We start from the raw sequence: 23,558 nt of genomic DNA on the forward strand, positions 1-23,558 counted from the left end.
TATTTTTTAAGCGTTAATTCAGCTGGGTGAATTCATCCAAGCTAATTCACTTTAGACAATTCAAGTAAGTCAATTCACTCTAGTCAATGTACGTTAGCCCATTCGCCTTAATCAATCTTCTCGGCAACCCGTTCTACCCTCACAGAGCAGACCTTATATTCTGGGATAAAAGCCACAGGGTCGAGCGCATTGATGGTGAGTTTATTCGCAGCAGCCTCAACAAAATGGAAGGGCAGGAATAGCACGCCAGCTTGCGCTCTTTTCGTCACAAAGGCGTCGATTTCAATTTCGCCGCGACGGGTAGTGAGTTTGATTTTATCGCCATTGCCTATCCCGAGTTGCTCAGCGTCATAGACTGAAATCATTACTTTAGGCGAGCCGAGTAAGTCGAGCCCCGCTGTTTTACGGGTTAAGGTGCCTGTGTGGAACTGTTCCAGTAAACGTCCGGTTGAGAGGGTGAGCGGGTACTCACTGCAGGGCATTTCTGCGGGTAAGCGATAACTCACAGGCGTGAACTTACCTAAGCCGCGGGTGAATTGATTTTGGTGCATGATAGGCGTTCCCGGATGGATTGCATCTGGACAAGGCCATTGAATGCCTTGGGGAATTTTGCCGTCATCTCCAGTGCTTAATCGCTGCCAAGTAATACCACGATATTGTGGTGTTAGCTCATTGATTTCCTGCCAAATCGCTTCTTCATTGGGGTAATCCCAAGCGGCGCCCATCGCATTGGCAATGGCTTGGACAATTTGCCAATCGGGCAGGGCTTCGCCTGGCGGTAACAGGGCCTGTTCGAGTCGCTGCACTCGCCGTTCTGTATTGGTGAAATGACCGCATTTTTCGACAAACGCGGCGGCGGGCAGAACCACATCGGCAAGCTCGGCGGTTTCGGTGAGGAAGATGTCCTGCACCACTAAAAAGTCGATAGCGTTAAGGGCCCTAAGCACATGGGCTTGGTCAGGATCGCTCAATACGGGGTTTTCGCCCATCACATACAAAGCTTTAATGGTTCCTTTGGAAATATCATGCATCATGTGGGTTGCGGTTACGCCAATCTCCCCCGATAACGGCGTTTGCCAGTGTGCCTCGAAACGCATTCTGGCATGAATGTCGGTGACTTTTTGGTAACCACTAAAGAAGTTAGGCAGTGCGCCCATGTCGCAGGCACCTTGCACATTACTTTGCCCCCGCAGTGGGTTAATCCCCGCACCCTCAACCCCAATATTGCCGCATAGAAGTTGTAGATTGGATATGGCGGTGACATTGTCGTGTCCCGTCGTGTGCTGAGTGATCCCCATGGCATAGTAGACTGCGGTTTTGTCGGCCGTGCCTATGGTGCGGGCGATGCAGGCGATATCTTCGGCTTTAACGCCAGTTATCAAGGCCGCGTTTTTTAAACTGTAATCTGCTTTTGCGAGTTCAGCGTAGAGGGCATTCACGCCTTCGGTGCGTGCGGCAATGTAGCTTTTATCCTGCCAGTTGTTGCGGATGATTTCCGCCATAATCGCATTGAGTAGCATAACGTCAGTGCCGGGTCTGTGGGCGACATAAAGCTGTGCACTGTCGGCAATGGCGACACGTTTAGGATCGGCCACTATTAGTCTCGCACCATGCAAAGCCACGGCTTGTTTGATTTTCGAGGCGATGATCGGGTGAGCACTGCTGGTGTCTGAGCCTATGATAAAAATCACATCCGATGCTTGAATGCTCGGAATGTCATTGGTCATAGCGCCACTACCAATACTCTGCTGCAGGCCTGTTACCGTAGATGAATGACACAGACGGGCGCAGTGGTCGATGTTGTTGGTGCCGAGTATGCTTCTGACAAATTTTTGCAGGAGGAAGTTTTCTTCATTGGTGGCTTTTGCCGAGGCCAAGCTTGCCAGTGCATTGCTGCCATGTTGCTGTTTTATTTGCTGTAAATGTTCGGCCACATAGGCGATGGCTTCAGGCCAACTACTTGGCGTGAGCTGGCCATTTTTACGAATGAGTGGCGTGGTGAGGCGTTTTTCACTGTGAATAAAATCGAAACCAAATCGCCCTTTGACACAGAGCATGCCTTGGTTAACCACAGACTCTTTATTGCCTTCGATATGTCGGATCTGATTCGTGCTGGCATTGATTTTAAGGTCGAGCCGACAGCCAACACCGCAATAGGTACAAATCGTTGAGGCGGTTTTGAGTGGCTTTTCATCGCCTTGGCGTTTATCCCGCGCATCGACGAGTGCGCCTGTTGGGCAAACCTGCACACAGTTACCGCATTGCACACATTTGCTATCGGCCATGCTGGCGCTAAAGCCGACTCTCGGTGCGCGGCGTTCGATGGTTTCGCTAATGTCCTGCGGCAGTGCTTGATAGGAATCATGGGCAAATTGAATCGCACAATGGCCACTTTGTAGCTGGCACACATCAACGCACTTACCGCAGCTAATACAGCGATTTGCATCAAATTGAATGAAAGGACTCGATTTATCGACCGAAAACTTACGCGCGCTTTGAGTGTTGAGTGACTTAGGCTCGACATGGTAGTCGGTCGCATAGTCCCTTAACTTACAATCCGTATTGGCTTGGCAGGCGCATTCAAGGCAGCGCGCCGCTTCTTGCATGGCGGCATCGGGGGCAAAGCCCAGCTCGACTTCGCCGTAATTGAGTAAACGCTGCACCGCACTGAGTTCGGGCATGGTTAAACGGGCTTTACGCGGTACGGCGGGATAAAGATCGGTTGCGGGCAAGTTTTGTGTCACCGCTTTGCTGATGGCTTTAGCGGAATTAAATGCATCGGCATGCAGCTCGCAACTTAGACCTTGTTTGAGTAATTTATCTATGGCGATGGCGGCTTTATGGCCATCACCTATGGCGGCAACTGCGGTGGCAGGACCACGGCGCGCATCCCCCACCACAAAGAGTTTTTCAACCCCGGATGACATAGTGTGCTCGCAGCCAATGAAGGTATTCCAGCGGCTAAGGGCAAGTGTGCCTTGGCTTAAAGGACTCGCGGGATCTTGCATAAAACTCATGTCGGGAGTTTGCGATACTGCGGCTATCACAGTATCAAAATCCTGAGTAAAGGTTTCACCGGTATCAACGGGAGCGCGTCTGCCAGAGGTATCGGCTTCGCCGAGCGCCATTTTGGCAAAGGTGACGGCGTGGACTCTGCCTTGCGTATCGCTATGGTTTTCAATTGGGTTGGTTAAGAAATGAAATTTCACCCCTTCGACTTCGGCCTCGTGTACTTCGTAAGCTTCGGCGGGCATTTCTGCGCGGGTGCGACGGTAAATTAAGGTGACATCGCAGCCTTCACGTACCGCAGTGCGGGCGCAATCGATAGCCGTATTGCCGCCACCAATGACGGCGACTTTTTTACCTAAAACAAGTGTCTTTTCGAGACAATGATCTTTTAAATAATCAACGCCTAAGTAACAACCTTTGAGCGTGCTGCCGGGGTAATCCATAGGCACGGCTTTTTGGGCGCCGATCGCAAGACAGACGGCATCGAAATCTTCAACTAATTGATTTAAATGCACCTCATGGCCGAGGCGCATTTCTGTGTGTATGGTTAAGCCGTTATGGCACAAGAGTTCGATTTCTTTATCGAGTATCGCCTTAGGTAAACGATATTCAGGAATGCCATAGCGCAGCCAGCCACCAGCCTGTGGCATAGCTTCGAATATCTCAACGCTATGGCCTTGGTTTGATAAGTAATATCCTGCACTTAATCCTGCTGGGCCCGCCCCAATAATCGCGACTTTTTTGCCCGTGTCGGCTTGGCGTGGCGGCACATAACTCGTGCCGCCCTTTTCGCCATCGGCGAGATCGAGATCGGCGGCGTGGCGTTTGAGTTGACGAATGGCGATGGGCTCATCGACCAGTCCGCGGCGACATTGTGCCTCACAAAAAGCGGGGCAAACTCGGCCAATAGATAGCGGCAGTGGCAAGGTTTGTTTAATGACTTTAACGGCTTCGGTATGGTTGCCTTGGGCGATGTGATACAGGTAACTCTGCACATCGACGCCCGCAGGGCATGCCTGTTGGCAGGGGGCTTCACAATCGGCGAAGTGATCGCTCAAGATCGCTGTCAGTGCTTGTTTGCGCTGTTGACTTAACCATTCGGACTGAGTTATCACCCGCATGCCCGCTGCGATAGGCGTTTCGCAGGCGCGTACGCAGCGCAAACTGGCATCGGCATTTTCAATTTGGACGACACACAAATTGCAGGCTTGCTTGTCTGCTTGTGCGTGAGTGTGTGCATGAGTGCCTAATTGCTGCGAGGCCGCGCTGGGATCACATAAGCTGGGTATGGCAATGCCCGCGGCATGTGCCACTTGCAGTAGGTTATCGGTCGGGTTAACCGACAACACTTGGTCATCAATTCGAAGTTCTATCATCCCATGGCCTTTTTTATATGTAGGGTGCTTAGCTGCTATAGCGCGGGGCTGCAGGCTTAGGTTGTCTCGAGTATACCTAGACAGCTTTAGAAGACGCTTATGAGCGAGGGAAGTTTGCAGCAGAATTGCAGCTTGAATCACAAACCTAGTGCAGACTGTGCGCTGATGAATGTTTGTTCGAATTGAGCCGTGATTAGGTTGGTGGTATTTGGGCTTTTTAGTGGTAATTTCATTGATATTACGAATGTTTTCTTGGCAGGTAAGTGGTACTTTGGAGCGCGTTTGGCCTACTGAATCACTTAGCTTGGCTAAATTTAAGTAAGATCACAGTCTTAAGTCAGCGCTTTTTGTTAGTCTCGGTTGTGGCAATGTGGTCTTTTAGGCCGGAAAATAATCCTTGTTATCCCATTTAATGAACAGTGCCCCCCTAGGTTTACCAGCCTGGTTAGGTTAAAATGCGCGGTTGCAAATACTGTTAATCATCGCCTCTTTTAGTGGAAGATCAATTAAAGCGGCCAAATAAAGAAAGTTGAAAATTCATGTTTGAAGTTAATCCAGTAAAATTCAAAATTAAGGAGCTTGCCGAGCGCACGCAGCTTCTTAGGGGGTATCTTTGACTACGATGCCAAAAATGAGCGTCTAGAAGAAGTTACCCGTGAGCTTGAAAGTTCAGAAGTGTGGAATGACCCAGAGCGCGCCCAAGCCTTAGGCAAAGAGCGCGCCAGCCTAGAAGCTGTGGTCAAAACCATAGACGATATGGACTCAGGTCTTGAAGATGTTGAAGGCTTACTCGAGCTGGCTATTGAAGAGGAAGACGAAGACACGTTCAACGAAACCAGTAAAGAGCTGGATTATCTCGAAAGCCGCCTTGCCGATCTCGAATTCCGCCGTATGTTCTCCGGCCCGCAAGATGCGTCAAACTGTTATTTAGACATTCAGTCTGGCAGTGGTGGTACCGAAGCCCAAGATTGGGCCAACATGGTGCTGCGTATGTACCTGCGTTGGGGCGAAGCCCATGGTTTTAGCCCAGAGTTGATGGAAGTGACCGATGGTGACGTGGCCGGTATTAAAGGCGCGACCATTAAGTTCACTGGCGAATATGCGTTCGGTTGGTTACGTACCGAAACGGGCGTGCACCGCTTAGTGCGTAAGTCGCCATTCGACTCATCGGGTCGTCGTCATACGTCATTCTGCTCTGTGTTCGTTTATCCAGAAATCGACGACGATATCACAATCGATATCAACCCATCGGATCTGCGTATCGACACTTACCGCGCTTCGGGCGCGGGTGGTCAGCACGTTAACAAAACAGAATCGGCGATTCGTATTACCCACTTACCGACTAACACAGTCGTGCAGTGTCAGAACGACCGTTCACAGCACAAGAACAAAGACGCTGCGATGAAGCAGCTGAAAGCAAAACTGTTTGAGTTAGAAATGCTCAAGCAAAATGCCGACAAACAGGCCGCAGAAGACGCTAAGTCTGATATCGGCTGGGGCAGTCAAATTCGCTCTTATGTATTAGACGATGCCCGCATTAAAGACTTACGCACAGGCGTTGAAAACCGTAGCACTCAAGCGGTACTCGATGGCGATCTGGATAAGTTTATCGAAGCCAGTTTGAAATCTGGGCTGTAATTAATTCAAGGTATAGACGAGAAATAAGATGACTGAACAAGTAATTGATGAGAACAAACTGATCGCCGAGCGCCGTGCCAAGCTAGAAAGCATCCGCCCAAACTGTAGTGCTAATGCGCATCCAAATACCTTCCGTCGCACCCATAAAGCGGCTGAACTGCAAGCACAGTATGGTCAAAATACTAAAGAAGAACTCGAAGCCTTAGGTTTTAAGACCAGCATTGCTGGCCGCATCATGGCAAAACGTGGTCCTTTCTTAGTGATCCAAGACGTGTCTGGCCGTATTCAAGCCTATGCTGAAAAAAGCGTACAAGCTGATTTGAAAGAGCGTTTTCAAGGTCTGGATATCGGTGACATCATAGGTGTAACCGGTCAGCTGCATTTGTCTGGCAAAGGCGACTTATACGTCAACATGGAACAGTACGAGTTGCTGACCAAGGCGCTGCGTCCATTGCCTGCGGACTATTATGGTCTCGCCGATCAAGAAATGCGCTACCGTCAACGTTACGTAGATCTGATCGTTAACGAAGATTCGCGCAATGCCTTCATCATGCGTTCTAAAGTGGTTTCTGCAATTCGTAACTTCATGATCAAAAAAGAGTTCATGGAAGTTGAAACCCCTATGATGCACGTGATCCCAGGTGGTGCTTCGGCCCGTCCTTTCATCACTCATCACAACGCCTTAGACATGCCAATGTACCTGCGTATCGCGCCAGAATTATATCTGAAGCGTTTAGTGGTTGGTGGTTTTGAGCGTGTGTTCGAAATCAACCGTAACTTCCGTAACGAAGGTCTGTCGCCACGTCATAACCCAGAATTCACTATGATGGAATTCTATATGGCTTATGCAGACTACAAAGATCTGATGGACTTAACCGAAGAAATGCTCAGCTCGATTGCTATCGAACTGCTTGGCAGTGCGCAAATGCCATACGGCGAGCACACAGTCGATTTCGGTGGCCCATACGCACGTTTAAGCATGTTAGAAGCGATTCAGAAGTACAATCCTGATAACGCGACTATCCAAGCTATGACCTATGAGCAAGTGAAAGATGTTGAATTCATGCGCGATCTAGCGAAAAGCTTAGGCATGAAGATTGAAAAGTTCTGGACTTGTGGTCAGCTACTTGAAGAAATCTTCGGTGAAACTGCTGAATGGCAATTGATGCAACCGACGTTCATCACTGGTTATCCAGCAGACATTTCACCACTGGCACGTCGTAACGATGACAACCATTTCATCACTGACCGTTTCGAATTCTTCATCGGTGGCCGCGAAGTGGCTAACGGCTTTAGCGAGCTCAACGATGCTGAAGATCAAGACAACCGCTTTAAAGCGCAGGTTGACGCGAAAGATGCTGGCGACGATGAAGCTATGTTCTACGATGCAGACTATATCACTGCACTAGAGCACGGTTTGCCACCAACGGCAGGTCAAGGTATTGGTATCGACCGTTTAGTGATGTTGTTCACTAACACTCATACTATCCGTGACGTGATCCTGTTCCCAGCGATGCGCCCACAGGCGTAATAGGTTAAGTTTGCAGTGATTGATTTAAGTATGACCTGAGCATCACGACGATAAAATGCCCATAAAAAAACCAGCCATTTGGCTGGTTTTTTGTTTTTTAGAGCAGCAAAGGTGTAGTAATCATCAAATATTTAACTGCACAGGAGATGTTGTTGCCAACTAATTAATCTGACACTTGTTTGTTATACAAGTACACATCGATTATAAATTATTTGGCAAGCTTACATTCTTTAATATTTTTCATGCCTTCACCGTCAGTTACCGACTTCAATCCGGCACCGCCTACAAAAACACCCATTTTTATATATTGTTCGATGAAGTAGTTTTTTCCACCTTCAGTGGATAGTTTTAAATCATTTTCACTGAATTCTGACTCGGTAGAAAGTGTTTGTTCGCCAGGTTCAACTTCCTTATAGAAGTATACTTTGTTTGCTGACTCGCCAATCATCTCACCATTAATGTAGATGCTTTTCTTTAGAGCCTGACCAACAAAACTGTTGCGGTATATATAAATTCCCGTTTTATTTTCAGCAGGTTTTTGGAATGTTTTTAGTCTTGTATCTTCCTCTTTCGAAGCCATTGGCACAGTGGCACAACCTGATAGCAAAAGGCAAACAGCTAGTATAGGAGTTAGAATTTTTTTAAACATGATTTGTCCTTAAATTAATGTTTTGTTTTTCAAATGGTGAAGCACGTTTTTTTAATAGAGGTATAAAAATCTAGTGGTATTTTTTTATTAAATGAATTTTTAACTGTTTTTTCTCCTTTGGGATATTTTATAAATGATGAAGAAAGCTGTTGTATCAGAACTTGTTTTACAACTATTCACGTAATGAATGTTATCACCCAGATATAAGAGTAAACTTAACCCAGCAGCCTAGGAATCAGCTTTAATGATGTAAGCTCAGAGACGGCATTGAATCTTCTCATTAATTTTTATAAATATAACTGAAGTTTTACTGAATCGCTAAGCATTTATTTTTAAATTTTAAAAGGCAGTTATAATTATTTTTGTTACTGTTTTTAATGATTCCATTTTTAAATCTACTAATTATCTATTTTGTAGTCTTTAGTTCTGTTATATGTATTATTTATTGATTGAATCGGCTAGATAAATAATGTGGTAATAAACGACGAGTATCTTGTGATTGTTTTTAGCTAAATTAGGCTTTCTGGAGTTGAAAGTAGTTGATATGAATTAGCAGGGGTTATTTTTAGATCACGTAATAAAATTAATGCAATTTCTGTGTGAACATTTAATCACTAATGGGGTAAATACTCGGTTTTAAGGGAAAATTGGCCAAAGGCTAACGTAATGAGCGCTGTCTTGTTATATTAGGTTTTTATAATTTATAGCGTTCAAATAATCATGGTGCAGCTAAGCTCGATTTTAGTCTGGAGGTACTGACATAATTGAACTTTTTTAAACGCATTTATTCAGCTATACCCACTCCTGTGGCTGTTTCAGATAATCAACCCGACATTAGTCTAATAGGGTGTTGCTTGACCTCAGTAGCTAACTCAATGAAACTCTCCATTAAATCACCTCCTACTAAAGTATGGATAATTAAATAATGTTAATTTTCTTTATTTGTATCGCACTCTTAGTGCTTGCGTACAAGTTCTATAGCCCCTTTGTGGAACGTCAAGCGGGTATAGATCCTAAAGCCAAGACGCCGCAGGCGAGATTCGAAGATGGCGTCGATTATGTTCCGGTTCATCCGGCTAAAGCGTTTCTGATCCAATTCCTCAATGTCGCAGGTGTGGGACCGATATTTGGTCCGATCCTCGGTGCCTTGTACGGTCCCATTGCCTTAGTGTGGATTGTGTTGGGGAACATTATTGGCGGTGCGGTGCACGATTATTTTTCTGGCGTGCTCAGCATTAAAGAAGACGGTAAGAGTTTGCCTGAGATCGCTGGCCACTACTTTAATATCTACTTTAAAGGCGTAATGTTGCTGTTTACCGCCATGCTGCTATTTTTTGTGGGCGTGGTCTTTATCATGAGCCCAGCAGGTTTGCTGAGTAATCTCGATTATTTCAAAGATACCATCTTTGGCAATAACACCTTCTGGGTGTTAGTGATTTTAGCCTATTACTTTTTGGCGACTATGCTGCCGATTGATAAAATCATCACTAAACTGTATCCCGCATTTGGTTTGTTGATGATAGTGATGACGGTTTCTATCGCAGTTGCCCTGATGCTCAATGCGCCGCAGTTACCTGAAATGGGCGATGTGTTTGCTTATTTTGATCACAGCCATTACAACAATGAGTTACTTGAGCCAAATCCAGACGGTTTACCAGTATGGCCACTGTTGTTTGTGACTATTACCTGTGGTGCTATCAGTGGTTTTCACTCGACCCAAGCGCCTATCATGGCCCGTTGTTTGACCAACGAGAAGTATGTGCGTCCCGTGTACTATGGCGCTATGGTTGCTGAAGGTATTGTTGCTTGTGTATGGGCAACGGCCGGTATTGCGGCTTTCCCTGGTGGTTATGTTGAGCTTAAGAGTCTGCTCGACCAAGGTGGCCCAGGTTTAGTGGTTAACCAAGTGGCGACGACTTATCTCGGTGTGGTGGGCGGCATTATGGCGATTGTGGCCGTGGCTATCTTCCCGATCACCTCTGGTGATACCGCGTTCCGTTCGCTGCGACTGACGATTATCGACGCCTTCCATATCCCGCAAAGTATGCGTAATCGTTTACTTGTCGCGGTACCTATCCTCACGATTGCGTACTTTATGACGAAGATCGATTTCTCCTTGATTTGGCGCTACTTTGCCTTCTCAAATATGCTGCTATCAACCAGTGTATTGTGGTTAGCGACTAAGTATTTGTTCGACCGCGGGACCTTCCATTGGATTGTCAGCCTGCCAGCCATTGGCGGCACCTGTGTCACGGTTTCTTACATTATGACTGCGGGTATTGGTCTGGGTTTACCACAACCTTTGAGCCAGCCTGTGGGTATCGCAGTCGGGGTTATCTGTTTAATTGCGCTGATCATTGCGCACAACCGACGTAAACCTGTGGCAGACGTGAAATAGTCCGTTACGCTTAGTTGGACCCGATAGACACAAGGGCTGCATTTTGCAGCCCTTGTTTTTTATGATCTGCAGTAACTTGACTATCCTTTAATATCTTAATTTATAAAGGGGAATGTTTGCTGAACATTATTTAATGGGATGATTCATCGCGTTTCATCTAGAGGTAAGGTAAGGTCGTTAGACTGGTTTTTGTTTCTCTATTGAAACGATTAGTCGGTGATAGAGAACGTTATGCAGTACAAACATGCAGCAAAAGTCATTTAGTTTTTATTTACTTGAATATTTTTTGCGAACAGAAGGAGAGCACGTTATGTCTGAGAACAAATGTCCTATGCATCATTCTGCTGGTGGCACCACGAATCGAGATTGGTGGCCTAAACAGCTGCGGCTCGATATTCTGCACCAGCACTCTTCCTTGTCGAATCCTATGGGTGATGACTTCAATTATGCTGAAGCCTTTAAATCCCTCGATTTGGCCGCGGTAAAGCAAGACCTCCTCGCATTAATGACTGATTCACAGGACTGGTGGCCAGCGGACTTTGGCCACTATGGACCACTATTTATCCGTATGGCTTGGCACAGCGCTGGCACCTATCGCACTGGTGATGGGCGCGGCGGAGCGGGCAGTGGTAATCAACGTTTCGCGCCGTTAAATAGCTGGCCTGACAACGTCAGCCTCGATAAAGCCCGCAGGCTTATCTGGCCGATAAAGCAAAAATATGGCAATAAAATCTCTTGGGCCGATTTGATAATCCTCACGGGCAATGTCGCGCTGGAATCTATGGGATTCAAAACCTTAGGTTTTGCCGGTGGGCGGGTGGATATTTGGGAACCCGAAGCCGATATCTACTGGGGAGCCGAAGATAAGTGGTTAGACGATAAGCGTTATTCTGGTGAACGGGATCTTGAAGATCCCCTCGCCGCAGTGCAAATGGGGCTGATTTACGTCAACCCAGAAGGACCCAATGGTGATCCCGATCCCTTCGCTGCCGCCGTTGATATCCGCGAAACCTTTGCCCGTATGGCGATGAATGATGAAGAAACCGTGGCGCTGATTGCCGGTGGCCATACTTTCGGTAAAACCCATGGGGCTGGTGATGCTGCATTAGTCGGGCCTGAGCCTGAAGCCGCTAGTATTGAGCAGCAAGGGCTAGGCTGGAAGAGTAGCTACAAAAGCGGTAAAGGTGGCGATGCTATTTCCAGCGGTCTTGAAGTGACTTGGACCTCAACTCCCACCCAGTGGAGTAATAATTTCTTTGAAAATCTATTCGGTTATGAATGGGAACTGACTAAGAGCCCAGCTGGCGCGCATCAGTGGATACCTAAAAATGGCGCGGGTAAAGGGGTGATTCCCGATGCGCACGACGCTTCAAAACGCCATGTGCCGGCCATGTTAACCACTGACCTTGCACTGATCTTCGATCCTGATTACGAGAAAATATCGCGTCGACTCTTTGAAAATCCCGATGAGTTTGCCGAGATTTTTGCAAAGGCTTGGTACAAGTTGACGCACAGGGATATGGGGCCATGCACACGCTATTTGGGTCCTGAAGTACCAGCAGAAGCGTTTCTTTGGCAAGATCCCATTCCAGCGGTTGATCATCCCTTGGTTAATGAGCAGGATGTCACGGATCTTAAACTTAAGATTATTGGCTCTGGATTAACGATTTCAGAAGTTGTATCAACCGCTTGGGCCTCTGCTTCGACCTACCGCGGTTCTGATATGCGCGGTGGTGCGAACGGTGCGCGAATTCGTCTCGCGCCGCAAAAAGATTGGCCAGTGAACCAGCCTGAACAGCTTGCTAAGGTGCTGAAAGTACTTGAGAGTATTCAGTCTGAGTTCAACAAAAGCGGTAAAAAAATCTCCCTTGCTGATTTGATTGTGCTGGCAGGTTGTGTCGGTATTGACCAAGCAGCCAGAAATGCGGGGGTTGAAGTGACGATTCCATTTACGCCGGGTCGTATGGATGCCACGCAAGCGCAAACGGATGTGGAATCTTTTGCGGTGCTGGAACCGGTCGCCGATGGCTTTAGAAATTATCATCCCACTCAATTTTCGGTATCTGCGGAGGAGTTATTGGTCGATAGGGCACAATTACTGACCTTAACTGCACCGGAAATGACGGTACTCATCGGTGGGTTGCGGGTGTTAGATACTAACGCTGATCAATCTAAGACGGGTGTATTGACAGCGCGTCCTGAGTTTTTGACCAACGACTTTTTCGTTAACTTGCTGGATATGGGCACGACGTGGAAACCCACCTCAAAAGCGGAAGATAGGTTTGAGGGCGTGGATCGCGTTAGCGGCCAGCCCAAATGGACGGCGTCGCGGGTTGATTTGATCTTTGGTTCTAACTCGCAGCTGCGTGCGCTTGCAGAAGTGTACGCGAGCAGCGATGCGCAGCTGCGATTTATCGATGACTTTATCGCGGCTTGGACTAAGGTGATGAACTTAGACAGGTTTGATCTCCGCTGAGCTTAGCTTTAACTGATATTGTTAGTCTTATTTTAGTCGTTAATGGATCCAATTTAAGCCTTGTAGTGTTGAAGGTTGGCTTAGCGCTTAAGTGGATTTTCAGTCAAATGATCGCCTAACCCTCCGTGGTTAAGCGGTCATTTTTATTAGTCTGTAATGGTGTTTATCAATTTAGGGTAGGAATATGAACATTCAGCAAATGTCGGGTTTAGCTATTTTACAGGCAATGGCAAAGGGCGAATTGCCCGCACCTTCGATCACCCAGACTATGCCTATGTCCTTGGTTCAAGCCGAAGAAGGTTCAGTGCTGTTTCATGCGACAGCCGATGATAAGCATCTGAATCCGCTGGGCGGCGTTCATGGTGGTTTCGCTGCCACTGTACTGGATTCTGTTACTGGCTGCGCTGTGCACACTTTGCTCGAAGCGGGTGTGGGTTACGGCACTATCGATTTGAATATTAAAATGATTCGACCTGTGCCTAAGCATCAAGTGCTAGTGGCCGAGGGCAGAGTGATTAATCTGTCTAAGTCCTTAGGGATTTCGGAAGGCACGCTAAAAACGCAGGATGGAAAATTACTGGCTACCGCCACGGCGACTTGCATGATTTTAAGGCCGTAAACCGATTCAATGCGCTTATGCAATCTTATCTGTGCTGCACTTTGCCTTGGCTTTTCCATCGCGTGCTGCGGCGATACGGCCTCTTCGAGTTTAAGCCATGGATTGATGAGTTAACTCATGCCGAATCTGAGCGCTAGCATCTGCAATCAAATCGACAATTGCCTTGTTAGCTGTAAGGATTTATATAGATGTTAATTCAGTAAATAACGGAATTTTTTCATCATATTTTCATAAATAGGCTTCAAGATTGAAAATAGCTAGCATGCGATATTCCATTCGACAGAAAGTATGCTAGATTCTGGCGAATTGTTGCTGATCGCTGTATTGTTACCTCTGTCATCAACAGTTCTCCACAGGGCCATCACTGCAATTTGGTTAGATTTGCAGGGAAGTGTCAGGAAGTTACACCAATTCAGAGTCTGCTTATGCAACCCAATTTATTTCCCGAACAAAGAAACGTTTACCAACAATCGATGGTGACAGTACCTTCGATTGAAGCCCAATCCTCCTCTCGTCGCGGCCGTTTGCAGCGCATGGTTGGCAGCGTATTGTTAACCTGTAGCGTATTGCTGAGTCTTTCGGCGTGTGCGGCGGGTAAGCAGGCGTCACCACAAGAAGGTGAAGAGTTCAGTTACGCTTGGCTTAAGGGCTATGCCCGTACTATGGCTGCACAACCCTATGAAAGCCATAAAGGCGAATTGCCTAAAAGCCTTCAGGGCATGAGCTGGGATGATTACCAACAATTCCACTTTAAGAAAAAAGCCGCACTGTGGCGCGATCAGGACTCGGAGTTTCGTGCCGAGCTGTTCCACCTAGGGCTGTATTTCGACACGCCAATTCACATTTATGAATTGAATGAAGGCAAGGCTAAGTTAATCGACTATTCGCCTTCTATGTTCGATTACGGCAAGTCAAAGGTGAAAGGCAGTCAGTTGCCTAAGGATCTTGGCTTTGCGGGTTTCCGTATGCAGTTCAATACCGATTGGGAACGTGACGTTGTCGCTTTCCTTGGCGCCAGTTATTTCCGCGCTGTGGGTCATGAGATGCAATACGGCCTGTCGGCTCGTGGTTTAGCGGTGGATACTGCGCTGCCAAAACCTGAAGAGTTTCCAATGTTCACCGACTTCTGGTTAGAAAAACCTAAGCCAGGATCGAATATCACGACTGTGTATGCCTTGTTAGACTCACCGAGTGTGACAGGTGCTTACCGTTTTGATATCGAGCCGGGTGAGCGTTTAAAAATGAAAGTGGATGTGGCTGTTTATCCACGTAAAGCGATTGAACGTTTAGGCGTAGCGCCACTGACCAGTATGTTTATGGTGGGTGAGAACGATCGCCGCACCGGTTACGACTGGCGTCCAGAAATCCATGATACCGATGGCTTAGCCATGCACACGGGAAATGGTGAATGGATTTGGCGTCCGCTAGGTAACCCAGAAAACCTGCGATTCAACGCCTATAGCGATGAAAATCCAAAAGGTTTTGGTTTACTGCAACGTGACCGTAACTTCGATCACTATCAGGATGACGGCGTGTTTTACGATAAACGCCCAAGTCTGTGGATTGAACCAACCAGCAGTTGGGGCAAAGGTTCGGTGCAGTTAGTTGAAATCCCAACACTGGATGAAACCTTCGATAACATAGTTGCATTCTGGAATCCTGCTGAGCCGATTGTTCCGGGTCAAGAGCTGTTGTATAGCTACAACATGTATTGGGGCGGCATTCCACCGGTTCAATCACCCCGTGCTCGCGTTGTTGATACCTTCACCGGGATTGGCGGCGTAGTTGGCCAGAAACGCAAATACTACAGTAAGCGTTTTGTGGTGGATTTCGCGGGCGGCACTTTGCCTATGATAGGCAAAGACACCCAAGTAAAAGCTGTGATCACTGCATCTGAAGGCAAAGTCGAAATTGAATCTGCCCGTCCTCTAGCGTCCATTAATGGTTACCGCGCTATGTTTGACGTAGTGCCACCCGGAGACGGTACTGAGCCGATTAACCTGAGAGTCTATTTAGAAGTTGATGGCCAGCCATTGTCTGAAACTTGGATGTATCAGTGGAATCCGCCTGCTAAGGATGATCGTGAATTGCACAATGCGGGTCATCTGCAATAAGCGATTAGTGAGTCATTAATCTAAAACGCCAGCTAACTTAGCTGGCGTTTTTGTTTTGGCGATGAACAAGATGCGGTGAATGCCGCTATTTGCCTCTAAAAAATCAAGCCAGTGTTAATTGCAAGCATGCTACTGAGTTATTGAGGACTAATTCACTTTTTGACAATCTAAATAATTTTTCACTGTAAAAGAGGCCAAACTTGGGCGTAATCTGTGGGCGTTCTCGCCATGGGTCAGTATTTTATGTTTGAAATGTTCACAACGTTAGGCTTTGCTTGGTCTGTGGGTTTAGTGCTTGCGATACTGTTTGTATTGGCATACGAATTCATTAATGGCTTCCACGATACGGCCAATGCGGTGGCTACGGTTATTTATACCAAGGCTATGCCAGCCAATCTTGCGGTCGTTACCTCTGCGCTCTTTAACTTTGCAGGTGTGCTATTAGGTGGCTTAGGTGTGGCCTATGCGATAGTGCATTTGTTGCCCGTAGATTCCTTGCTCGGCATGGATTCGACCCAAGGTTTATTGATGGTCTTTTCTTTGCTGTTTTCGGCAATTATCTGGAACTTAGGCACTTGGTATTTCGGTATTCCGGCATCGAGTTCTCATACCTTGATTGGCTCGATAATGGGCGTGGGTGGCGCGTTCGCTTGGATGAATCATCAGCCTATCTTGCAGGGGATTAATGTCTCTAAAGCCTCGCAGATCATGTTGTCCTTAATTATTTCGCCGACCTTAGGCTTTGTGATGGCAGGGATTTTTCTACTCATCATGAAATACGTCTGGCAGAAACATAAAATTCACCGCACTCCCGATGAGCAGATGCAGATTAATGGCAAAAAACACCCGCCATTTTGGGCAAGGGCGAGCTTAATTGTCTCTGCTATGGGGGTGAGTTTTGCCCATGGTTCGAACGATGGCCAGAAGGGTATAGGTCTAGTGATGCTAGTGCTGATTTGTATGGCTCCGGCGTATTTTGCCTTGGACATGGGCAGTCAACCCTATGATTTGGAACGAACTCAAGATGCCAATCGGCGCATTATGGCGATTTACGATCGTAACCAAGCCGTGATCGTGGATGTGATCGACTTTAGCGCTTCAGCAAACGTCCCCGAATATATGCTGGCCCATTGCTCATCTGAAAATGTATTACCTGCGATGTCGCTACTTGACCGCCGCTTGGCAAAAGTCTCGACTTACAAAGACATGGATGTACAAGAGCGGCGCGAGGTGCGACGATTACTCTTGTGTATCGATGATACTGCCCGCCAAGTGGCGAAGTTAGATCTCCCAGCTAAAGATCTGACTTCATTGGCTAAATGGCGCAAGGATCTCACCCGCACCACTGAATATGCGCCTCTTTGGGTGATTATTGCCATTGCGACTGCGCTGGGTTGCGGCACGTTAGTGGGCTGGCGACGGATTGTGTATACCGTGGGGGAGAAAATTGGTTCATCGAGTATGACCTACAGCCAAGGCATTGCCGCACAGGTCACCGCTGCCGTATCGATTGGGATTGCCAGTATGACGGGCATGCCAGTGTCGACGACTCATATTTTATCTTCCGCCGTTGCGGGCACTATGGTGGCTAATCGTTCGGGGCTTCAGATCCAAACAATCAAGCAAATCATGCTCGCTTGGCTGCTGACGCTTCCTATCACTATGTTGCTCTCTGCGTGTGTGTTTATCCTTGCCAATGCACTTTGGGGTTAGCTAAGAATACTCAAGCTGAATGCTCACATAGCCAAGCCTTGAGCGCTTGGCGTTTAGGTTCAGTGCCGTTTTCCGCGATAATGACCTAAGCCATCTTGTTAGAGTTGAGCTTTCAACACTAACAAGGACATAAGATGGCTGAGCAATCTAGAATACTTTTCAAAGCACTACACCAACAATCAGAGCCGCTGATATTCACTAACGCTTGGGATGCCGCCAGTGCGGCCATCATCCAAGCATCGGGCGCCCGTGCGATTGCGACCAGTAGCGCGGCATTGGCTTGGTCGCTCGGTTATCCCGATGGCCAAGCGCTACCTAAAGCGGCCTTATTGGACGCAGTGAACCATATCCTACGGCTGAGCCGAGTGCCCGTGACGATAGATATTGAATCTGGTTATAGCCAAGATCCCGATGAGGTTGCTACTTTTGTTGCACAGCTCGCTGAGCTTGGTGTAGCAGGGATTAATATTGAGGATGGCAGTGCAGGTGTTGCTGAGATGGTGGCAAAAATTCAGGCTATTCGCACACATCCTCGTTGCCAAGGATTATTTATTAATGCGCGAACCGATGTGTATTTACTGGGCTTAGCCAGTGGTGATGCCGCGGTCGCTATGACAATCGATAGGTTAACTCAATATCAGGCTGCGGGCGCTGATGGCGGCTTTATCCCTGGCGCTAATCAGGTCGAGACCGCTAAGCGCTTGTCTGCCGCTGTGGATATGCCACTGAATTTTATGCTATTGAATGAGCAGATGGATATCGGCGAGTTATTTGCCGCAGGTGTGCAGCGTTTTTCCACCGGTCCGGCTTCATTTTTACAAGCCTATGACACTTTGTTTAATCCAATTTTGTTAAATTCAATTAAGGCAAAGCCGTTTCAGCTGCAGCCAAAAGATGCGGTTATTGCCGTTGATAACGGTTCAATACCTAAAGCCATTGCCCTTGATTTTGAGCAAATGAATAACTTATTTATCCCGAGTTAAAGCTGTTTTTAATCTATACCCACGGCGAGCTTGCTGTGGGTTCCTTCTTACGTCCGTTTTACCTCGCGCCCTTTTACCAAGCAAGTCCCATCTGCGTACTTGTCTCCTCAGGTATCTTCTCAAGTAGGCTTAACTCGGCGAGTTGAATCTGCGCTGCAATTTGGCTGCGCAATGTTTGATAGAGACGGATGGCTAGTTCAGGCGCGGTTTCATTATCGGGAGTATGAATAAACAGATAGGGCTCACGACCTTCTGCGAGCCACAGCGGGAGCTGGGTGAGCCAATTATCAAAAAAGGCATCGTTATCCTTAGGCAAAGCGCTTACGCCTTGCTGCGCGAGTTGTGCTACGGCATCGTCTGGTTGGCCGATAAAGCGCACCACAGGATTGTTGGCGGTGGCAATCGCATGCACTGGCACCCGCGGTTTTTTCTTGTGGGCGTCGATAATGGCGGCGTTGCTGGGCGGCAGGGCAAACAAGGGTCTGCTATCCATGATGATGCGATTCACTTTTTTATCGATAAGTAATCGATTAAGTGCACGCTCGGCTTCTCCCTTCGCAAAAAACGCTGCATGCCTGACTTCAACGCCATAGGTTAATCCTTGGGGGACTTGATTGAGAAATTGCGCTAACACAGGTAAGTTTTCTGGGCCGAAATGGGCGGGAAGTTGAATTTTCCAGATCCCCGTTTTATCGATTAATGGCGCCATTACTTGGAAGAAATCCTTCAACTCTTGGCCGCAGTGTTGCAATAGTCTTTGGTGAGTAATGGTTTGCGGCAGCTTGAAAGTAAAGCGAAAATCATCGGGCGTGGCACTGTGCCAGTTCATCACGGTTTGCTGTGCAGGCGTCGCGTAGAAGCTGGTATTACCTTCGACAGTGTTGAATATCGTGGCGTAACGGGCGAGTCGCTCCGCTTGTTTAATCCCATGGCCATAAACACTCTCTTGCCAATTCGAGTGTGACCACATGGCTAGGCCAAGGCGAAAATGGCTGGGTTTATCTAACCCAGAACGCAACTCATCCAAAAATAAATTCCTTAAATTTTATTCACATTTGCCCCCAAACCCTAGCCTTATGTAGGCTAGGGTTTGGGGGCATTGTGCCGATACTAATAGTCTAGAGTCAAATCGAGCCGCTGATGGCTTGAGGTATTGTATTTGATTTTGTTGTGCATTTAATCCTGTAAAAGCTGGACTTAACTTGGCCAACTCTGGAATGACATTGAAAATTAACCTACTCTAATAGTGCGTTATTACTCTTTTTATGCTTATGATCGAGTTTAAGACTTAGCCAAAGACAGACGTTTATTGGAGAACTGCGTGAATAATGATGGCTACACTTCCCTAAGCAATTTTATCGACCTTCTCTTGGATGCTATTTGCGTCGTCGATAAAGCGGGGCGGTTTGAATTTGTCAGTGCCGGGGCAGAACGCATTTTTGGCTATACCCCAGAAGAAATGATTGGCATGCAGATGCTCGATCTTGTTATTCCTGAGGATAGAGAGCGCACACTCGCAACCGCCAATGAGATTATGACTGGCCGCTATAAGGTCGATTTCGAAAACCGTTATGTGCGTAAAGACGGCGTCATTGTCGATATTTTGTGGTCCGCACGCTGGTCCGATGCTTACCAACAACGCGTCGCGGTCGCCAGAGATATCTCTAAGAGTAAAAACGCCGAACGCAGACAAGCTGCACTGTATGAGATTTCTGAAGCTGTGCATGTCGCTGAGGACTTGCTAGCCCTATATCGCCGCATCCATGAAATCATTGCAAAATTGCTGCCCGCGGCAAACTTTGCCATCGCATTGTACGATCAAGATTTAAATGAACTCAGTTTCCCTTACAAAGCCGCTGCGGGTGATAATTCACTGGTCGATATTGCAAGTTTCAGCTTGTTTACCGAACAAGTGATCCACAGTGCAGAATCTTTACTCCTGTGTCCCGTGACCTTATCTGAGTATCCTCAAGCGATTCGCGAAGAGCTGGGTAATGGCAATTTAAGTTGGCTGGGTGTGCCGCTAAAGCTGCAAAAAGGTGTTATCGGTGCCTTGATGATGCATAGCTTGCCCACTTCGGCTTCTTATACGCACCAAGACCGTGAGCTATTGGAGTTTGTTTCTACGCAAATTGCCTTTGCGATTGAACGCCGACAAATGCTTGCGCGATTAGAGCATATTGCGCTGTATGATCAGCTAACCCTGTTGCCCAATCGTGAGCTTTTTTACGACAGGTTTCAAAAGGCACTATCCCGAGCCCATAGGGAATCAAGTTATTTCTCTTTACTTTATTTAGACTTAGATAAGTTTAAGTGGGTGAACGATACCTTTGGCCATAGTGTGGGCGATTTATTGCTGCAAGTGACAGCACAACGTATTGTCAGTTGTGTAAGGGGCTCTGATACCGTAGCGCGTTTTGGGGGCGACGAGTTTGTCATCTTACTTGAGCGCGTTGATTCGGCACAAAATACCCTGTTGGCAGCGCAAAAAATATTACAAGTCCTCAATCAACCCTTTGAGCTTACCGATCAGCAAATCCATATTCTGCCAAGTATCGGTATTGCCCTGTATCCGGAGCACGGCACGGACGAAAAACAGTTACTTTCCTGTGCGGATGCGGCCATGTATAAGGCCAAGAAGAATGGGGGCAATCGCATTGAAATGGGCTATCAAGGGCTGAGAAACCTGCATGCAGATCCTTTCACAGCGGCTCCTGAGTTAAAGAGCGCTGAGTTAAAAGACACTGAGTTAGAAGACCGTGAATTAAAAGACACTGAGTTAAATAACCTTGAAAACAAGGTGACTAAGATAGTGTGAGTTCGATTGAGACGTTCAAGCGCAAGAGTTTGAATTACTGGAATGTGTAAAGAAATGCCCGCGAATGTCAGTGACATTCGCGGGCATTATTGTATGTAGCGGTTTTACGGTATCAGGGTATAGAGTCCGTGATGACTCTACAGTTTGAAGCGATTCACTTCTTGCTGTAATGACGCGGCTAAGTGGGCGAGTTCCTGCGCTTGCACCATAGAGGTTTGCGCCTCAATCGACAGATTCTCTGACACTTCACGAATCGACTCAGTATTGCGGTTGATTTCGCTGGTGACTGAAGTTTGCTCTTCAGCTGCCGTGGCAATTTGGCTCGCCATATCTGAAATATCATTAATGGCTTTACTGATCAGCAACAAACTTTCGCTGGCGGAATTGGCGTCGGCCACACTGGTTTCTGCCATTTCATGACTCTGAGTCATAGATTTAACAGCTTTACCGGCGGTTTGTTGGAGGGTTTCGATCATCGCTTGAATTTCTTGGGTCGATGAATGAGTGCGTTGTGACAGTACTCGAACTTCATCGGCAACCACAGCAAAACCGCGACCCTGTTCACCCGCACGCGCGGCTTCAATGGCCGCGTTGAGTGCGAGTAAGTTGGTTTGTTCGGCGATGCCACTGATCGTTAACAGAATACTGTTGATCTTCTGTGAGTGCTCATTCAGCTCACCGATAATTCGGCCGGCAGTTTCAACTTCACTGGCTAAATTACGGATAGATTGCTGACTCTGGGCGACTTGTTTGTGGCCATGATTCGAAAGCCCGACTGCATTTTGCGCCGTTTGTGCTGTGTGCTCGGCGTTGCTGGCAATCTCTTCGGTGGCACTGGCCATTTCAGTGACAGCCGTGGCGACCATAGTCACTTCATCTTGTTGGACTTCAATGCGTTGGCTGTTATCTGTGGCCGAAGCGCTGCTGCCTTGGGCTTGATGCTCCAATTGACCTGCAATCTTGTGCATACGGGAAATCATGCCATGGAGACGTTCCACAAAGCGGTTAAAGCCCGATGCCAACATACCAATTTCATCGTGACTGTTGGCAGTATGAATGCGCACAGTCAGGTCGCCATCACCTTCGGCGATATCATTGAGTGCTTGGGCAACGCGTTCGAGATCTTTGAATTGGATTTTGAAAATCGCGATTAAAATCAAGCCAAATAGCACTAATAGGGCGACACCTACGGCCGACATCCACCAGGCAAGATCGGTTGCCTGTGACATGATTTCCTTTTTATCCATCACGAAAATCAGCGCCCAGTCTGTCGAGGGAATTGCCGCCACATAAACTAACTTAGTGGCGCCATCGAGGGTGCGTTCTTCCATGGTATTGGCATTGGTGCGCTGTGATAACCAACTATTACTAAAATCACTATCAATTTTCGTGAGTTGTTGGGTATTGAGCTGGCTATTGGGATGACTGATGATGAGTCCCGCATTATCGACCATCAAGGTATAACCTTCGCCCGGTACTTCGAGGCGCTGCACCGCATCGGTCAATTGATCTATGGTTAAGTTCGCTGCTGCCACGCCTATCAGCTGGCCCGAACTCATTACAGGTTCGGCAATGGTCACGACTTGTTTTTTCAGTGTGGCGCTGACGTAGGGTGCCGTCATGATCATTTTACCGGCAGCTTTAGCGTCCATATACCAAGGGCGGACGCGGGGATCATAATTCGCAGTATTCAGAGACGGATCTTGGCGATACATGTTGCCTTGCTCGTCGCCATAATAGGTGAGGGCAAAGTCAACCGCAGTGTGCGCTTGCAATAAATGAGGGGTAACGTTTGTACTCGGATCGGCTTCAATGGTTTGTTTTAGGCTGGTAATGGCCATTTTTCTGTCTTGCATCCACTGACCAATGCCGGATGAAAAGGTATTCGCCAGTTGGTCTATTTCATTCTGGGTATTTTCTAACGCATTATTTCTAATGAAATAAGTTGAGATACTTACGAGTACAGCAATAGTGATCAGTACAGCGGAAAGACTGCTGAACAGCAGCCGTGTTTTGAGTGTCGATCGCATAATCTATTCCTTTATATTCCGTTAGCTCTCTAACGTTGTTTTAGTATAGCGGCAGCAAGGGGGAAAACATTAAACCATGAGTGAATTATAGTAATAAATTTAGAAGTGACTCCCATAATTTAAAATTTTTATAATCACATGATTTTTATGTTAATAACGATTGAGTGAGCCATTCTTTATTAATGGCTACTCGATAAAACTGAG

General features: G+C 47.2%; 13 protein-coding genes. 9 read left to right on the forward strand and 4 right to left on the reverse strand.

Annotated features, from left to right (window positions below):
* Positions 1 to 107 precede the first annotated feature (107 nt).
* Complete coding sequence (gene fdhF / locus BM607_RS10270) at positions 108 to 4,385, reverse strand: formate dehydrogenase subunit alpha (RefSeq protein ID WP_071938490.1); 4,278 nt, start codon at positions 4,383 to 4,385, stop codon at positions 108 to 110.
* Between the two features lie 539 nt (positions 4,386 to 4,924).
* Here fdhF and prfB point away from each other — a divergent pair.
* Both prfB and lysS read left to right on the forward strand, forming a co-directional pair.
* Positions 4,925 to 6,023, forward strand: a protein-coding gene (prfB, locus tag BM607_RS10275; protein ID WP_006080387.1) for a peptide chain release factor 2 whose coding sequence is annotated in 2 segments (ribosomal slippage) — positions 4,925 to 4,999 and positions 5,001 to 6,023 — 1,098 coding nt in all. Because the reading frame shifts where the segments join, the coding sequence is not laid out codon by codon here.
* A gap of 28 nt (positions 6,024 to 6,051) precedes the next feature.
* The gene (gene lysS, locus BM607_RS10280; protein ID WP_006080389.1) at positions 6,052 to 7,554 is read left to right on the forward strand and encodes a lysine--tRNA ligase; all 1,503 of its coding nucleotides are present in this window, start codon (positions 6,052 to 6,054) and stop codon (positions 7,552 to 7,554) included.
* A 208-nt stretch (positions 7,555 to 7,762) separates the two neighbouring features.
* Here the strand turns inward: lysS and BM607_RS10285 are convergent, their stop codons facing one another.
* Positions 7,763 to 8,203 carry a DUF2846 domain-containing protein gene (locus BM607_RS10285; protein ID WP_071938489.1) on the reverse strand — a complete coding sequence of 147 codons (441 nt, stop codon included), beginning with the start codon at positions 8,201 to 8,203 and terminating at the stop codon, positions 7,763 to 7,765.
* A gap of 925 nt (positions 8,204 to 9,128) precedes the next feature.
* Here BM607_RS10285 and BM607_RS10290 point away from each other — a divergent pair.
* From BM607_RS10290 to BM607_RS10315, 6 genes are all read left to right on the forward strand, one after another.
* Positions 9,129 to 10,601 carry a carbon starvation CstA family protein gene (locus tag BM607_RS10290; RefSeq protein ID WP_071938488.1) on the forward strand — a complete coding sequence of 491 codons (1,473 nt, stop codon included), beginning with the start codon at positions 9,129 to 9,131 and terminating at the stop codon, positions 10,599 to 10,601.
* A 310-nt stretch (positions 10,602 to 10,911) separates the two neighbouring features.
* On the forward strand, positions 10,912 to 13,077 hold the full coding sequence (katG, locus tag BM607_RS10295) for a catalase/peroxidase HPI (RefSeq protein ID WP_071938487.1): 2,166 nt from the start codon (positions 10,912 to 10,914) through the stop codon (positions 13,075 to 13,077).
* 184 nt (positions 13,078 to 13,261) lie between these two features.
* A complete protein-coding gene (locus BM607_RS10300) occupies positions 13,262 to 13,696 on the forward strand; it encodes a PaaI family thioesterase (RefSeq protein WP_012090074.1) in 435 nt (144 codons plus the stop codon).
* Between the two features lie 425 nt (positions 13,697 to 14,121).
* Positions 14,122 to 15,810 carry a glucan biosynthesis protein D gene (locus BM607_RS10305; RefSeq protein WP_006083981.1) on the forward strand — a complete coding sequence of 563 codons (1,689 nt, stop codon included), beginning with the start codon at positions 14,122 to 14,124 and terminating at the stop codon, positions 15,808 to 15,810.
* Positions 15,811 to 16,053: 243 nt separating this feature from the next.
* A complete protein-coding gene (locus BM607_RS10310; RefSeq protein WP_071938770.1) occupies positions 16,054 to 17,523 on the forward strand; it encodes an inorganic phosphate transporter in 1,470 nt (489 codons plus the stop codon).
* 134 nt (positions 17,524 to 17,657) lie between these two features.
* Positions 17,658 to 18,506, forward strand: coding sequence for an isocitrate lyase/phosphoenolpyruvate mutase family protein (locus tag BM607_RS10315; RefSeq protein ID WP_071938486.1), 849 nt, complete (start codon positions 17,658 to 17,660; stop codon positions 18,504 to 18,506).
* Between the two features lie 73 nt (positions 18,507 to 18,579).
* Here BM607_RS10315 and BM607_RS10320 read toward each other — a convergent pair whose 3' ends face one another.
* A complete protein-coding gene (locus tag BM607_RS10320) occupies positions 18,580 to 19,533 on the reverse strand; it encodes a DUF72 domain-containing protein (RefSeq protein ID WP_071938485.1) in 954 nt (317 codons plus the stop codon).
* Between the two features lie 294 nt (positions 19,534 to 19,827).
* On the opposite strand from BM607_RS10320, the gene BM607_RS10325 reads away from it, so the two are divergent.
* On the forward strand, positions 19,828 to 21,324 hold the full coding sequence (locus BM607_RS10325; protein WP_071938484.1) for a GGDEF domain-containing protein: 1,497 nt from the start codon (positions 19,828 to 19,830) through the stop codon (positions 21,322 to 21,324).
* Positions 21,325 to 21,461: 137 nt separating this feature from the next.
* Here BM607_RS10325 and BM607_RS10330 read toward each other — a convergent pair whose 3' ends face one another.
* A complete protein-coding gene (locus BM607_RS10330) occupies positions 21,462 to 23,354 on the reverse strand; it encodes a methyl-accepting chemotaxis protein (RefSeq protein WP_071938483.1) in 1,893 nt (630 codons plus the stop codon).
* Positions 23,355 to 23,558 lie beyond the last annotated feature (204 nt).

This window comes from Shewanella sp. SACH (genome assembly GCF_001887095.2).
GTDB lineage: Bacteria > Pseudomonadota > Gammaproteobacteria > Enterobacterales > Shewanellaceae > Shewanella > Shewanella baltica.

Bases quoted from the DNA above. Each gene is read 5' to 3' on its own strand.
- katG (WP_071938487.1), top strand. From the start codon at position 10,912: ATGTCTGAGAACAAATGTCCTATGCATCATTCTGCTGGTGGCACCACG.
- BM607_RS10285 (WP_071938489.1), bottom strand. From the start codon at position 8,203: ATGTTTAAAAAAATTCTAACTCCTATACTAGCTGTTTGCCTTTTGCTA.
- BM607_RS10305 (WP_006083981.1), top strand. From the start codon at position 14,122: ATGCAACCCAATTTATTTCCCGAACAAAGAAACGTTTACCAACAATCG.
- BM607_RS10315 (WP_071938486.1), top strand. From the start codon at position 17,658: ATGGCTGAGCAATCTAGAATACTTTTCAAAGCACTACACCAACAATCA.
- BM607_RS10330 (WP_071938483.1), bottom strand. From the start codon at position 23,354: ATGCGATCGACACTCAAAACACGGCTGCTGTTCAGCAGTCTTTCCGCT.
- fdhF (WP_071938490.1), bottom strand. From the start codon at position 4,385: ATGATAGAACTTCGAATTGATGACCAAGTGTTGTCGGTTAACCCGACC.
- lysS (WP_006080389.1), top strand. From the start codon at position 6,052: ATGACTGAACAAGTAATTGATGAGAACAAACTGATCGCCGAGCGCCGT.
- BM607_RS10290 (WP_071938488.1), top strand. From the start codon at position 9,129: ATGTTAATTTTCTTTATTTGTATCGCACTCTTAGTGCTTGCGTACAAG.
- BM607_RS10300 (WP_012090074.1), top strand. From the start codon at position 13,262: ATGAACATTCAGCAAATGTCGGGTTTAGCTATTTTACAGGCAATGGCA.
- BM607_RS10310 (WP_071938770.1), top strand. From the start codon at position 16,054: ATGTTTGAAATGTTCACAACGTTAGGCTTTGCTTGGTCTGTGGGTTTA.